Source organism: Sulfurospirillum sp. E15m (assembly GCF_059415145.1).
In genome coordinates this window covers 141,306-156,127 of the sequence record NZ_JCAHZS010000008.1, presented here as the reverse complement: position 1 = coordinate 156,127, position 14,822 = coordinate 141,306, and the positions used below count along the sequence as shown (strand labels likewise).

At 38.9% G+C, this 14,822-nt stretch carries 16 protein-coding genes; 7 read left to right on the top strand and 9 right to left on the bottom strand.

All coding sequences use genetic code 11. The features are described 5' to 3' along the window. Both AC5SLP_RS11585 and AC5SLP_RS11580 read left to right on the top strand, forming a co-directional pair. A partial coding sequence (locus AC5SLP_RS11585; RefSeq protein ID WP_495255312.1) for a methyl-accepting chemotaxis protein occupies positions 1-506 on the top strand: 506 nt, incomplete at its 5' end. 172 nt (positions 507-678) lie between these two features. Further along, the gene (locus tag AC5SLP_RS11580; protein ID WP_495255311.1) at positions 679-1,164 is read left to right on the top strand and encodes a nucleoside 2-deoxyribosyltransferase; all 486 of its coding nucleotides are present in this window, start codon (positions 679-681) and stop codon (positions 1,162-1,164) included. Here the strand turns inward: AC5SLP_RS11580 and AC5SLP_RS11575 are convergent. From AC5SLP_RS11575 to relB, 5 genes are all read right to left on the bottom strand, one after another. Next, on the bottom strand, positions 1,159-2,445 hold the full coding sequence (locus tag AC5SLP_RS11575; protein ID WP_495255310.1) for a DNA polymerase Y family protein: 1,287 nt from the start codon (positions 2,443-2,445) through the stop codon (positions 1,159-1,161). The two genes, AC5SLP_RS11580 and AC5SLP_RS11575, sit on opposite strands and share 6 nt — an antisense overlap. A 154-nt stretch (positions 2,446-2,599) precedes the next feature. Beyond that, positions 2,600-3,163: a hypothetical protein gene (locus tag AC5SLP_RS11570; protein ID WP_495255309.1), complete on the bottom strand. Its 564-nt coding sequence runs from the start codon at positions 3,161-3,163 to the stop codon at positions 2,600-2,602. A 33-nt stretch (positions 3,164-3,196) separates the two neighbouring features. After that, entirely contained in the window at positions 3,197-4,906 is a 1,710-nt protein-coding gene (locus AC5SLP_RS11565) for an AAA family ATPase (protein ID WP_495255308.1), read from the bottom strand. Beyond that, entirely contained in the window at positions 4,893-5,162 is a 270-nt protein-coding gene (locus AC5SLP_RS11560; protein WP_495255307.1) for a type II toxin-antitoxin system RelE family toxin, read from the bottom strand. Before AC5SLP_RS11560 ends, AC5SLP_RS11565 begins: the two co-directional genes overlap by 14 nt. After that, positions 5,146-5,361, bottom strand: a complete 216-nt coding sequence (relB, locus tag AC5SLP_RS11555; RefSeq protein WP_495255306.1) for a type II toxin-antitoxin system RelB family antitoxin — start codon at positions 5,359-5,361, stop codon at positions 5,146-5,148. Before relB ends, AC5SLP_RS11560 begins: the two co-directional genes overlap by 17 nt. Positions 5,362-5,911: 550 nt before the next feature. Here relB and AC5SLP_RS11550 point away from each other — a divergent pair. From AC5SLP_RS11550 to AC5SLP_RS11535, 4 genes are all read left to right on the top strand, one after another. Beyond that, the gene (locus tag AC5SLP_RS11550) at positions 5,912-7,408 is read left to right on the top strand and encodes an aldehyde dehydrogenase family protein (RefSeq protein WP_495255305.1); all 1,497 of its coding nucleotides are present in this window, start codon (positions 5,912-5,914) and stop codon (positions 7,406-7,408) included. Positions 7,409-7,461: 53 nt separating this feature from the next. Continuing rightward, positions 7,462-7,827, top strand: a complete 366-nt coding sequence (locus AC5SLP_RS11545; RefSeq protein ID WP_495255304.1) for a DUF779 domain-containing protein — start codon at positions 7,462-7,464, stop codon at positions 7,825-7,827. Positions 7,828-7,926: 99 nt separating this feature from the next. After that, complete coding sequence (locus AC5SLP_RS11540; RefSeq protein WP_495255303.1) at positions 7,927-8,847, top strand: phosphoglycerate dehydrogenase; 921 nt, start codon at positions 7,927-7,929, stop codon at positions 8,845-8,847. A 105-nt stretch (positions 8,848-8,952) separates the two neighbouring features. After that, positions 8,953-10,212: a coiled-coil domain-containing protein gene (locus AC5SLP_RS11535; RefSeq protein WP_495255302.1), complete on the top strand. Its 1,260-nt coding sequence runs from the start codon at positions 8,953-8,955 to the stop codon at positions 10,210-10,212. A gap of 11 nt (positions 10,213-10,223) precedes the next feature. Here the strand turns inward: AC5SLP_RS11535 and AC5SLP_RS11530 are convergent, their stop codons facing one another. Together AC5SLP_RS11530 and AC5SLP_RS11525 are read right to left on the bottom strand one after the other, a co-directional pair. After that, positions 10,224-10,661: a hypothetical protein gene (locus AC5SLP_RS11530; protein ID WP_495255301.1), complete on the bottom strand. Its 438-nt coding sequence runs from the start codon at positions 10,659-10,661 to the stop codon at positions 10,224-10,226. A 77-nt stretch (positions 10,662-10,738) separates the two neighbouring features. Beyond that, a complete protein-coding gene (locus tag AC5SLP_RS11525) occupies positions 10,739-12,853 on the bottom strand; it encodes a helix-hairpin-helix domain-containing protein (protein WP_495255300.1) in 2,115 nt (704 codons plus the stop codon). Positions 12,854-12,983: 130 nt separating this feature from the next. Between AC5SLP_RS11525 and AC5SLP_RS11520 the strand changes: the two genes are divergently transcribed. Further along, positions 12,984-13,685: a hypothetical protein gene (locus AC5SLP_RS11520; protein ID WP_495255299.1), complete on the top strand. Its 702-nt coding sequence runs from the start codon at positions 12,984-12,986 to the stop codon at positions 13,683-13,685. Between the two features lie 52 nt (positions 13,686-13,737). On the opposite strand, the gene AC5SLP_RS11515 is transcribed toward AC5SLP_RS11520, so the two are convergent. Continuing rightward, on the bottom strand, positions 13,738-14,493 hold the full coding sequence (locus tag AC5SLP_RS11515; protein ID WP_495255298.1) for a nitroreductase family protein: 756 nt from the start codon (positions 14,491-14,493) through the stop codon (positions 13,738-13,740). A gap of 8 nt (positions 14,494-14,501) precedes the next feature. Then, positions 14,502-14,795 (bottom strand): putative quinol monooxygenase, encoded by a 294-nt coding sequence (locus tag AC5SLP_RS11510; protein WP_495255297.1) that lies wholly within the window; start codon positions 14,793-14,795, stop codon positions 14,502-14,504. Between the last annotated feature and the right edge of the window lie 27 nt (positions 14,796-14,822).

Below are 14,822 nucleotides of genomic sequence, written 5' to 3'. Positions count from 1 at the left end.
AAATCTTAACGGTTATCTCTGATATTGCAGACCAGACCAATCTGTTAGCACTCAATGCCGCTATTGAAGCAGCAAGGGCGGGAGAACATGGACGAGGGTTTGCCGTTGTTGCGGATGAAGTGAGAAAACTAGCAGAACGTACACAAAGCTCACTGACAGAAATCAATGCCACGATTAATGTCATTGTACAATCCATTGTTGATTCATCAGAGCAAATGGGGAAAAATGCTAAAAACATCCAAAGACTCTCTGATGTTTCCAGTGGTGTTGAGACAACCATTTTAGGAACAACCCATGTCATGCAAGAGAGTGTCTCAGCAGTAACGACCAGTGCATCCAACTCACGCAAGATATCGCAAGACACTGATAAAATAGTTGATATGGTCACCAATATCAATACTCTTACCAGTCAGAATGCACGCAGTGTGGAGGAGATAGCTTCAGCCGCAGACCATCTCTCGCGTTTGGCTGAAAATCTTAACAACAAGCTCAATCAATTCCAATAAACAAGGGCAACCAAAGTGTATCAACACTTTGGTGCCAAGAAAGCGATAAGCTACTTGTATGAAATGAAGCAATCAATTTTTTACATGTAAAAAGAGCTTGCCCTCCTTTTTTATTTATCTTTGCAAGCTTTTTTGTTACACTCAATTTTTATTTTACGCTAAAGAATACACCATGCAAAAAATCTACCTCGCAGGGCCTGAGGTCTTTTTACCTAATGCCATTGAAATAGGTGAAACATTAAAACAACGCTGTTTAGCGTATGGATTTGAGGGAAATTTTCCGTTGGATAATGTTATTTCAGGAGCATCTCTGAGTGAAATCGCACTTAAAATTCAAGAAGCCAACCAAGAGATGATTCGCACCTGCGACATTGTCATCGCCAATCTCTCTCCTTTTCGAGGCCCTGAACCTGATAGTGGAACGGTTTGGGAAGTGGGATTTGCTCAGGGACTTGGCAAGAGAGTGGTCGCATATTCTAACGATAGGCGAAGCCTCAAAGAGCGAACGCAAGCGATGCTTCATTTAGGTGATAACACCATCGACCATGAAGGTATGCATCTTGAAGACTTTGGACTCAGCCACAATCTTATGTTTGCCAACATCGTTATTGCGTCAAATTTTGAAGCGTGTTTGAAGTTTTTAAGAGACGCATTATAATTTCTCAATGCCGGCTCTTATGATATCCACACCGTATTTATCACGCAGTTGCGTAAGCTTTTCACCCAACTGTTTAGCTTTGGTATCATCTTTTACATGTAAAAGTGAAAACGTTTTTAATTGAGCTCTCGTGATAAAATTGGATGTAGCAAGACTAAGATGGTGAATCTTCAAATGAGGGCATGTATCGAGTTTTTCAAACGTTTGTAACGCCAATTCTCTGTAAAATCCTTCACTAAATTCTCGCTCTACGCTGAATGAGCATTTTGACTTTGTACCGCCTTCATAACGTATCTTAAAATAATAAGTCATCGGATGCAAATCAAGTTTCGCCATCGTATGCGACAGATGACGGGAGAGAATGATAATGCGCCTTTTAATCTCACTGCGCTCCTGCACGGGAGCAAAATTACGTGAAATGCCAATGGAGCTTCTATCTCTATGAGCAAGTACAGGCTCGTTATCTTCGCCTAAAACCCTAGCAACCAAGTCTTTTCCCATTCTGCCCCACCCAATTACCAATCGCTTAAATGCCATCAAATCACCTAATGTTTCAATCTTATAGCCGTGTAATTTTTTTGCCAACACTTTGCCGATTCCTGGAAAACTCTCAATTGGCATCGGGGAGACAAACGTGCCTATTTTTTCTTTGGGAACGATGGTTAAACCATAAGGTTTGTTAAAGTCTGTCGCCAGTTTTGCAATCCATTTAGAGCTAGACGCTCCAATGGAAATAGGCAAATCAAACACTTCTAGCACTTCGCGCTGTAATTTTGCCACAAAGGCGTGGGTATCTTCATCTTTCACCCAACCTTTCAGCTCTCCCCAAAATTCATCGATGCTGTACTGCTCTAGTACAGGGATTTTCGTCAATAGAAACGCTTTGAGCTTTGTTGAAAGCAGTTGGTAAAACAGATGGTCGCTTGAAACTACAAGTAAGGAAGGACAGAGGATGAGCGCATCTTTTAACAGTGTGCCTGTTTTAATGCCGTACTTTTTAGCTTCATAGCTTTTAGCGATGACAATGCCATGAATTCTGCCCTCTTCATCCATAAACTCCTCTTTCCAAGCATTTTTATCAAATCCCTGATAGGTTTTTTTATGCTGAAAAAGACCGTTAAATCCACCCACGGAGTCTGTCATAACACATTCGGTATCTTCACGTGAAAAAATTTTAGTATCGCCACTTTTGCAAACAACGACGGGTTTATTTTTTAGAAAAGGGGTACGTGTACGCTCGGCAGAGACAAAAAAGCAGTCTAAATCAAGATGAATAATCACGCACCAACCTTTACATGTAAAACATAAAAAGATTATAGAACAAGCAGAAAAAAGGAGGAGGATTTATTGCAAAATGAAATGAAACAATAAGTCTTTTACTTGTAAAACCATAATGAAGTCTAAAAGCTAAAGATTTAGTTTTATTTTTTGATAATTAATAATCGATATATGAGTCTTTGGGGATTGGCCAATTTGCTTTCAGCATATTGTAAATTTCTCTGACCCATGAATCATTCTTGGAGGCATTAAGACCAACATCATCATTACCTTGAGAAAAAGTTTCAAATCTACAGACTAAATCATTAATATCAACATTGCCAACAACATCTGAGAGATAGGCAATACCATGTTTTGTTACACGTAGCTGCCTATTTTGTGAGTCATCTTTAGATGCAATTAAAGCTCTCACATTCTCCAATGTAAAATCATATGGATCATTTAGATTTATAGTTTTACCGCTATGTAAGTATTGATTAAATTCTAATATAAGTCTATTTTCTTTAATAACAATTTCTATAAATCTTTCTATAAGCTGTGTCGTCATCCATTTTTTTTGACTTAGTTGATAGATAACACCTAAAAGCTTAGATTCCGTATTACAACTATGTAACTTTATACAATATTTATATTTAACATTAATGATAATAGTGTCATCCTCTAAAATAATTTGTTTATTTATTTTTTCATTTTCTCTAAATATATTTTTCATATCCTCCATTGAGTATACCTTTTAAAATATAATATATAAACTTTATTTACTTCGTCTTTTTGATCTTTCAACAAATTTGAAAACTGCTTCATTGAGGCTTTCTTTATTCTGGTAATTACTATTAATACTCAAATCTATATATTCTCTTCTTGCTCTTGTAATTGCTGTGTAGTAAAGATTAATAGGATGGCTTCTTGCACTTATATCTCTGTCATTGAAAATACTTTTTTCTCGCTTATTAATAAATTCTCCAAATTCTTTAACAAAATCATATTTTGCCCCTCTTTTTACCGTATTCTGGGTTGAAATAAAATATTCTGCTATATGTAATGCCAAGTCTTTTAGGTCATCAACAATTACAACAGCATTAAATTCAAATCCTTTAGATTTATGTATTGTACAAATTGCAACCGAATTGTACGTTACTGGTTCAGATGAAGCAACAATAGCATACGTATGTAGGCTTCTTAATTCTTCATTTGTATATGCCTTAACAATACTCATAGCTCGATTTAAATTTCCTTTAAAGGCTTCTATAGGTTTTTTATCTAAAAAAGTGAAGAATTTATCATAGACAGCGTAATCTTTAAAAAAGTTGAATTGTTCTTTGAGTGCATATGACATATCAGCAGGTACTTCATCATTCAATGTTAATGTACTAAATTTATAGATTTCAAGAGGTAACTTAAAAAGATCCTGTAACACGAACGATGTTAAATCAAGACTTTCAATAGTATTTTCTTTTGCATATTGTATAGCTTTTAAAAGACCAATATTCGTTCCACAGAGAATTCCTTTATTGGCAGTTCTTGCTGGAGGATTTAGCTTTTGAGTATTTTCATATATAGAAAAAACTGTATTTTGCCCTTTCAATGTTTGTAAAATCCATTCAGCTTTTTGCGCAACATTTTTCTCATGTCTATAACTTGTTGATAATGTAAAATCTAAAATATCTTGCTTTTTAATATCTTGAATCAATGCATTCTTAGTTGATACAAAATCATAAATTTTTTGATTGGTATCACCGACAATCACCTTTTTTTTCGCAGGATAATGAAGAAATACTGATAATGCTGCATCAGATAAATCTTGACCTTCATCGACTAATAGAAGATCAATTGGTTCCATAGATTGATTTTTTAAAAGATCTAGCTGAAACTCTTTTAATATAAACTCTGGCGTCATAAAAGTACCGTTTTGATGACTACGCACATCTGTAATAAATGTTTGCACGTTATAGTAAGTTGCACTATCAAAATTACCACTAAAATCATAGGTAGATAGAGCCATTTCGTCATATCCACTACTCAACCACGTCTTTAAAAGTGTATAAATTTGATTTGCGTCGGAATAGCTAACATTAAAATATGTTGCAAATAACTCCCACGAATAAGCTTTAGAGAGTGTAGCTTCTTTTCGTCCTATATAATAATTCTTTGCAAGTTCATATACCGTACAGCACGTTACTCTACTATTTTCAAATAAATGCTTTGCTTCATCTGCAAGTAGTCTTGAATAGGCCAAAAAAATAACCTCAGGGTGTTTAAAAGGAGATTTCCAATACATAGTATGGTATTCTTCAAGTATTTTTAAAAGTGTAGTTTTTCCAGTACCTGCTAAAGCATTGACTCTAATTAAAGAAGGAGCCTCTTCTTTGATAACGGCTCTAGCTATTTCTAAAATCTCATCACTAATATTGAGTCTTGAATCTATCATATTACGTACTGTCTCCGAATATTTATTGATCCTCATACACATCTTTTCGATGTGCGACTTTCAATACTAAAATAGTAATTTCTTGATCGGTAATTTTGGTAATAATGCGGTAATCACCTACTCTATATCGCCAAAATTCTTTAAGTTTACCTTTAAGTTGCTTACCTTTATGTCTAGGATCATCACAATCACTTAATTGTTGTAAAAAAATGATAAGCTTTTTGGCAATAGGTTTATCAAGCTTTGAGAGTTCTTTTTTTGCACTCTCTTTAAATTTAATGATCCAAGCCAAGTTCTTTTACCACTTCATCTAACGTATAAATTCTTTCAGGTGTCTGATCAGCTTTTTCCGCTAAATAGTAATCTTCCAAATTCTCAAAATAATCTTCAAACAATTTACGAATATAAAAAGATTTTGGACGATCTGTTAAAGTTGCTAAACGAGCTAACCTCACTTCAAAACTATCATCTAGTCTAATAGAAGTAGCCATATGATCCTCCTTTGTGAATACATGTATTTTTTGTATTCATAATTATAGCATAAGTCTTTATTTTTTCATCTATATTCTTCCTAACGCCTAATCCACAATAGCCAAATTTGTTTTAAAATATTGCTTTTTATAGTAGCATGTTACTGTAAAACTATCTTACTTCTAGACTCAAGGATTTATATCATATCACAAGCGTTGGAGGAAGTTTGCCAAACTGGATAGTTTTATAAAGAGAAAATGATGAGATGAAACGCTCAAACCGGGCAATTTGAGCGTTTCTGTATTAAAAAGGTTAGGTTATCTACAAAAAGGAGGTATTGTCTTGGTAATGAAAGTATACGGTAGTAGCATAAACGATGGTTTAATCATTCGTAAACGAAATACTAATAGGTTATTTTTTTACATGTAAAAGCCTACGTCATTGTATAAAAATAAACATAACCTGAAAAAAAAAGTTAGTTGTCAGATTGTCTTAGGGGTTAAAGGGAGCTACACTAAAGTTGGGTAAAAGATAATTTTTATCTTTAACTCTATTAAGAAAGGTGCAAAAATGGCATATTCTAGACCGACGTATAAACCTCGTTACGAAAACTTTATTGGTGGTGAGTGGGTTCCACCTCTTAGCGGTGAATATTTTGATAACCTCTCTCCCGTTGATGGCGAACTTTTAACTAAAATTCCTCGCTCTTCAACTGCCGATGTTGATGCAGCCGTTGCGGCTGGTGTCAAAGCGTTTGAAACCTACAAACACACTTCCGTCATTGAAAGAAGTACCCTTTTAAATAAAATTGCCGACAAAATCGAAGCAAACCTTGAAGCGCTCGCGATTGCTGAAACACTTGACAACGGTAAAGCGGTTCGTGAAACACTAGCGGCGGATGTTCCTTTGGTCATTGACCATTTTAGATATTTTGCTTCTGTCATCCGCGGCGAAGCTGGAACGGTAGCAGACCTCGATGAAAACACGATTTCACAAGAAATTCACGAGCCTTTGGGTGTTGTCGCTCAAATCATTCCTTGGAACTTTCCTCTTTTAATGGCTGCATGGAAAATTGCTCCAGCCATTGCGGCTGGTAACTGCGTTGTTTTAAAACCAGCGAGTGCAACGCCAATGTCTATTTTACTTTTAATGGAAACCATCCAAGATGTACTCCCAAAAGGCGTTGTCAATATCATCAACGGAGCAGGTGGAAAAATCGGTAAACACCTCTCAACGCACCCCGACATTAAAAAAGTAGGCTTTACGGGTGAGACCACAACCGGTCAGCTCATCATGCAGTACGCAACCGAAAACATCATCCCATCCACTTTGGAACTCGGTGGAAAATCACCTAACATCTTTTTTGAATCTATTATGGAAAAAGACGATGAGTTTTTTGACAAAGCGATTGAAGGACTTGTTTTATTTGCCTTTAACAGCGGTGAAGTCTGCACATGCCCATCACGTGCCCTTATTCAAGAGTCTATCTATGAGCCGTTTATGAAACGTGTTTTAGAGCGCGTTAAAGCGATCACGCAAGAAAACCCACTTGATCCAACGACCAAAATGGGTGCTCAAGCTTCGGTCAATCAAAAAGAAAAAATCTTAGATTACATTCGCATCGGTAAAGAAGAAGGGGCTGAATGCTTAATTGGTGGAGGAGAATACAAAAATAAAACCTTCCCAAAAGGTAACTACATCCAACCAACCATCTTCAAAGGTCACAACAAAATGCGTATCTTCCAAGAAGAGATTTTTGGACCAGTGCTTTGTGTGACTACGTTTAAAGATGAAGATGAAGCACTTGCCATCGCCAATGACACCATTTACGGTTTAGGTTCTGGCGTTTGGTCAAGAGACGCGCATCAACTTCACAAAATGTCACGTGGCATTGAAGCAGGACGTGTGTGGGTAAACTGCTACCATCTCTACCCATCGCATGCCTCTTTTGGTGGGTATAAAAAATCAGGTATCGGACGTGAAACACACATGATGATGCTTAATGCGTACAGACACACCAAAAATATCTTGACGTCATACAACAAAAATAAACTAGGCTTCTTTTAGCCTTTATGAGTGCGTAGCCAAGAGCTACTCACTCTCTTCTTAAAGGAGAAACCATGGAAGTCAAACGCATTATCGCCACACCTGAGGCATTAGCGGTTATCGAAAAACTCAAAAAAGAGTATGGTGAACTCGTCTTTAACCAAAGCGGCGGTTGTTGCGATGGCACAGCACCGATGTGCTATGAAAAAAAAGACTTTCATGTGCCTTCTCGCAATGTCAAAATGGGCGAAGTCGGCGGATGCGAGTTTTTCATCGACAAAGACCAGTTTGAATACTTTCGCTACTCACAAATCATTTTAGACGTCAAAGAAGAAAAAGCCGCTTTTGGGAACTCTTTTTCGCTTGAAATTGACGAAGGATACCAGTTTATCACACGCTCACGTATCTTTACCGATGAGGAGAATAAGAGTCTTTCCTAAGGTTTTACATGTAAAATCTAATGCCTCTTTTTTAACCCAATATTTTTTAAAAGATGTTATACTTTTTTATACAATGTGATAATGTATAAAGGATAACCAATGAAAATCGCCGTCATTTCTCCTCTTTTCTCTCGTTCAAATGAACTGATGCAAGAACTTCAGAGCCATTTTGATGATGTAAAACACAATGCCGATAATACCCTTAAAACCAAAGCAGACATCATCGCTTTTTTACACGATGTTGATGGCGCCATAGTCGGACGTGAAGAGATAGACGATGAAATTCTACGTGCGTGCCCTAAGCTTCAAATTCTCTCACGTTATGGTGTCGGATTGGACAATATGGATGTCGAAGCGATGCAAAAACGAGGTGTAAAACTAGGCTGGAGTGGCGGAACCAATAGCAATTCTGTCGCGGAAATCACACTTTCATTGATGCTTTCACTGACCAGAAATCTTCACATCGCAACAACACTGCTCAAACAACACGTTTGGAAAGTCAATGGCGGCAGTGAGCTGACCGGAAAAACCATCGGTCTTTTTGGCTTTGGCAATATCGCTAAGCGTGTGGTCGAACTTTTAGCTCCTTTTCACTGCACCATTCTTGTATCAAACCGCACGCACAGTGAAGCAGATGCCAAACAATACGGCATCACCTATGCGAGCAAAGAGCGTATCATCAAAGAAGCAGATATTATTTCGATTCATTTGCCGCTGACGCCTGAGAGTAAAAATCTCTTTTCGTACGCAGAGTTTGAAGCGATGAAGCCTTCATCGTTTATTATCAATACAGCGCGCGGTGGAATCATTGACGAAGAAGCACTCAAAGTGGCACTAAAAAACGGGCAAATCGCCGGAGCGGGCTTGGAAGCTTTTTTAGAAGAACCAACGCACGATTGGGAGCTTGTAGACCTTCCAAATCTTGTCTGTTTGCCGCACCTTGGCGGTAACTCTAAAGAGAGTATTTTAGCGATGGGACATGCGAGCATCTCGCATCTAAGAGAATTTTACAACGTTTAAATGTTTTGCTTAAAATAAGCCTTTTTTTCGCCAGAACAAAAGGCTTAAAATCTTACTTTTAGTATTTTTAGCTAAAATTCACTCTTTGTTAGGAATAAGTAAGATATGATAGAAGAGCCTTTTAGCCACGTTGAAAAAACAATCGACCAATTTTTTGCAACATTTAATCCAGAGCAATACCTCTACCTAGATGTGTTATACCGCTTTGAAGAGAGTGACCTTGAAGTCGTTTTAGAAGCACTAGACCAGTGCCGCTTGCCCAAACGCTACACCTCTTTTGTGGATGTTCTCCATGAAAAATTCACGCAAAAACTCAACCTAGATCGTCACGATTTGTTTATTTGCACCAATGATGAAATCTACATTAAACGTTATTTTAAAATCGATATTCCCAAAGATGCTGAAGAGCGCCGTGCGTGCAGTATTCCTGCTGAAACACTTTTAGCGTATAAGAAAACATGTTTTCCAAACGATGAGTATAAAGCGCGCCTTCTAGAGCTGCTTCCTTTTGCCATTGAGAGCACCTTAAATATTAAGAAGATTAACCCTTTAGAGTTTAAACGTCTTTTTGTTTCGGTGTTGGTAAACCTAACCGACATCGTTGTCATCGAATTCAGTGAAATTGAAGACCTCAAAGAGGTTCGAGCCCTTAGTTTGTACCTCTTGCGCGAAATGTTTGAAGAGATGATGCTCCGCATTGCTGAGGATATTTTGATGCATTTTTCAAACCAAGAGAGACATGCCATTGAGTTTTTGAGCCACTTTGGTATCCATGAGACTATCGACTCCAAAGGCAATCGCTATAAGCCAAACCCTATTTTAGATGAAAGCAATCGTGCGTGGAACATGACGACCATTCGCTCAACCATGATTCAGTACAAAAAATCGAAACAATCGCTTTTTTCCAAACAAAAAGACCTTGGCTCACTCAAAAAAAGACTCGACATCTTACGTACGGAACTTAAAACACAAGAAGCCCATCTTAAAGGCCAACACTTACTTTTAAAAGAGATAGAAGAGAAAGCACAAGCAGCACGCACGACGATAGACCGTTTGGAAGCGAGTGACTCTAAAGAGGTAAAATTCGTTGAAGATGGTGTGGAGAAAATGTTCGAGCGACGCTCCCTTATGGCACAACTTTACCGCAAAGAAGACCATCTTCTCAATGATAGAAACCATCTTCAAAAACATATCAGAGAGCTTGAAATGGCACGCGCCAATAAGCAAAAAAGCATTTATGTCAATGAACGACGCATGAGCGATACGCAAACGGCCATCACATCCTTAGAATCACAAGGACACCCGATAGACAACCAATATGCCCGCATCTGCCGTGCCCTTGCAAAAACGCTTTCTCAGCGCTAAGCGTTTTAGTCTTAAAGCGTCTCTTTGTACTCGATGGAAGAGACTCTTAGATTTTCTAACGATATGACGGTGATTTTACCCTCTTGTTTTGGTAAATAAGCCGCATCGTTTTTCTCATCGACAATTCCGATAGAATATGCATAATCTTTGAATTTTGGCAACATAAACATACTCATAATCATGCTAGGAACACCCGTCGCATCCATAAAATAGAGTGCATTATTTTCACTCAGATAATTAGGATGGGCATCTAAAAATGCTTTGATTTGATTGCCTTGGTCTCTCGTAAACGCAACAATAATCTGTTTAGTATTTCCATCAAGCGCGACACTCTTTTTAAACTGGTCTTTCACAACACTCAAAGGGACAATAGCAGAACCCTCTTTTAAGGCCTCAGCAAATAAACCAAGGGGTAATATGCACAAAAGCACAACGAACCATTTTTTCATCTTTTTCCTTTAATTTTTTCGTTCGCTATTGTAACGTGTCAGAGTAAATAAATGATAACGCTCATCATTTCAAACACTTAAATCTCTTTGAGACTCAGGCTCACTTTGCCTTTTTCTTTATCGACTTCAAGCACACGAATACGTGTGAGTTGCTGGTTGATGCTGAGCACTTCAAGCGGATGCGTGATGCGTTTGTCGCTCATTTGTGAGATGTGAATCAGCCCATCGTTTTTCAGCCCGATGTCCACAAATGCGCCAAAATCGGCGATATTTCGCACCACGCCCGAAACGATGGAACCTTCACTCAGTTCTGAAATGTCAGTCAAATCGGAGCGAAACGCAATCGGCGGTAAACTCTCTCTGGGGTCAAATCCTGGTTTTAAAAGCTCGGCGATGATGTCTTGCAAGGTTGCTTCACCGATGCCCTGCTCTTTGGCTAAAGCGATAATCTGCTCTTTGGAAAGCGTTGCCAAATCGGAGCGTTTCAAAAGTGTTTGGGCGATGGCATAACTCTCTGGATGAACGCCCGTGTTATCGAGCACGCTTTTACCCTCACGTATACGGAAAAATCCCGCGCACTGCTCGTACGCTTTAGCACCTAAACCCTTAACTTTTAGCAATTCGCTTTTACATGTAAAAGCTCCTTGAGCCTCTCTGTGCTCGACAATCGCTTTGGCAAGTTTGCTACCAACGCCCGCCACATAAGAAAGCAGAGAAATGGAAGCGCTGTTAGGATCAACCCCAATGCGATTGACCAAATCTTCGATGACTTCGTGCAGTTTCTTCTCTAGGCTTTTTTGATCGACATCGTGTTGGTATTGTCCGATGCCCAGTGATTTTGGGTCGATTTTCACAAGGGCTGCCATCGGGTCGCGCAGACGTTGGGCGATAGAAATCGCTCCACGAATCGTCACATCAAGATTCGGGTACTCTTCGGTGGCAATTTTAGAAGCCGAGTAGATGGATGCACCCGCTTCGGAAACCACCGTATAGGCAAGGTTCAATCCTTCTTCACGGTTGAGGCGTGCAAAAAATTCTTGGCTTTCACGCGAACCCGTGCCATTGCCAATCGCCACAGCGGTGATGTGGTATTTTTGGGTAAAGTCCTTAATAACTTTGGCAGATTTTTCATAGTCACTTTGCGGCGGTGTCGGGTAGATAACCGCGTGCGTCAGATACGTACCATGCTCATCCACAACAGCGAGCTTACACCCCGTGCGATATGCCGGATCAACACCCAAAATGACGCGCTTGGTCACAGGTGGAGTATTTAAAAGTTGTGAGAGATTTTTTCCAAAGGTCGCAATCGCTTGTGTATCGGCTTTTTCTTTCACAATGGCATGAATTTCACGCTCCAATGAAGGGAAGAGAAGGCGTTTAAAACCATCCAAATACGCCTCTAGCAAGTAGCTTTTAGAACTTTTCGCATTGCGTGGAATGCGGTAACGCTCTATCGCACTCTCCACCCTTTCCATGTCGTGCAGTATCTTTACATGTAACTCTTTTTCGCTCACACCACGCATCATTGCAAGGTAACGGTGCGAGGGAATGAAAGAGATGCGTTCGCTTTTGCCTGCCAATTTGGCGTAAAGTCCATCGGGTTTAAGCGTTTTGGATGCCTTAATCTCAAAAGCGCCGTAAGTGTAGAGCTGATCGCGCCAATATTCGCGCTCTTTAGGCTCGTCGGAGTAGCGCTCGGCTAAAATGTCTTGCGCCCCCGCAATCGCCTCTTTCACGCTTCCTACTTTTTCATTTACAAAACTTTGCGCTCTCTTTTCAAACGCTTCAAGCTCCAACTCCGCACGCTCTAAAACATCGGCTAAAGGGGAGAGCCCCACCGCAATTGCCACCGCCGCACGGGTGTTTTTCTTCTCTTTATACGGTCTGTAAATGTCCTCCAACGCCTGAAAACTCTCCGCCTTTTCGACGGCACTTTTCACCTCAGCGCTTAATGCAACTTTCTCGGCAATCAACCGTAAAACTTCCTCTTTGCGCTCATGCAATTTCTTCGCATACGCATAAATGCTCTCAAACTCACGAAGTTGCTCATCACTCGCCCCGCCCGTCATCTCTTTGCGGTAACGAGCGATAAAAGGAATAGTTGAGCCTTCATCTAAGAGTTTTAAAATGTTGATAATGTTTTCTTTGGGAATGCCTGTTTTTTGGACTAAAATGGGAATAAGAGGATTCATAATTTTTGTTTTCCTAGGTTTTACATGTAAAGATTTTTTGGAGAAGTATTTTAGCGGAAATAATAGAATTTTCTTGTTTTAAAAACATTTACTATAATATCGTGTTTAAAATATTTATTGAAAGGCTCACATGAGTTTTGCAAAAACCCTTACAATTCTACAAGATGTAGAGAAGGAATTGTTAGTAAAAACAAAAGCTAATCGCCAAATTAAAAATTCTTTTTTTAAACAAATTGAAGAAGTCATTTATGATTTTTCAGTGATAGAACTTATGGCAAAAGGTTTTAAGCTCCATATAAAAAATTTTGTAAAATTTATCATCTACTTCATCATTGGAATTTTTATAATATGGCATATTCCTCATACTGAAAAACAATTTTTTGAAAATCTTCAATTGGTTGCTATACTATCTATACTTGTGTCTTTTTTCCCTTTACCTTCAAAATTTTGTAATTATGGTGTCCAACAACAAGATATTGTCATTGTCTTAAATGTATTGATGGAACATCATCTTAAGATACATGAAGTCAAAAAAGTAAAAGCAATACTTGACGACTTTCAACTACGAACAAAACAAAAATTATTTACTTTACGTGGAATTATCTTTTTATTATGGTCGCTCTACAGTTTTATTGCTAGTAAAACTATAGATTTCAATAATCTCCAGATAAATCAATATGCACCTTTATTAGGAGTAATATTTGGAATTGCATTGTCAGCATATTTTATAATAGAAATTTATGCTAATGGAATTTGGTATATTTTTAAGAGTATTGATTTTGCATTGATAGAGTATGAAGACGAGGAAACACTTCTTAGAAGAATTCTATAACTAGGAATTTTAGTGTTTCATTCCATACTCAATTTAAAATTTTCCTTTTAACTTACTCGTCCTTAAACGCAAAACCTTGTGCTACCAAGTCTTTCGCTGTACTTCGGTAATAAACATCAGCGTAGTAATTGGTGGTAATCTCCGCGTAAGTCGGCATCGAGCCGCTTCCCGTTTTATCTCGGAACTCTTTGAGCGTGTGTTCATATGCTAGTGCGCCGTTTCGGACTTTTTCACTTTCGTACACGTCTTCCATGGCAAATGTATCGAGGGCAACGCGGGGTTTTAAAGGAGCACCTTTGGCACGCTCGGTTGGAACGCCGATGGTGCAACCCACAGCTAAAAAGGTTTTGGACGGCAAGTTAAACAGCTTTGCAAGTGCTGGCGAGTTTCTGCGTACCGCGCCGATGCAGGTTGTTCCGTACCCTAAAGCGCCGGCAGCACTTTGAAGATGGTCTATCATAATGCCCGCATCAATCGCGCCTACCATGATGCCCTCAGCACTCTGTTCGATGACGTGTTTGCGCCCTACACTCTCCACGATGGCACTCGTGCGGTTAAAGTCAATGACAATGCCCACAAAGACGTCCGCTTCAGCGATGTGCGCTTGTCCGCCGCAGAGTTCAGCGATGGTTTTGAGCTTCTCTTTGTTGCGCGTATACACAAGGCTGATTTGCTGACCGTTGATGGACGTCGGAGCGCGTTGTGCGGTTTTAAAAATCAGTTCTAAATCTGCGTCACTGATACGTTCACCGGTAAATTGGCGGATGGATTTTCGATTTTGTAGCTGCTTTATAGTTGGATTTTCCATGATGTCTCCTATAAAATCTTTTTTAATTTTTGAAGCGATATACTCTCAACTTTGTCGTCCATAAATGCTTTGTAGCTATTATAATGCTCTTTTTTCATATGCTCCGCCAAAAGGGCTTCACTCTCCCATGTCTCGATAAAAACATAGGTATTTTTGTTGTCAATGTCTTGATGAACATCGTATTGCAAGCATCCTGCATCATTTTGATGCGTTGCCTTATGTAACGTGGTTAAGGCGTCTAAAATACCTTCATCGTTTGAGTTTTTTAATGTCAATGTCGCGACGAGAACAATTTTTTGCATCTTTTTCCTTTGTATTTAATTCTAAAA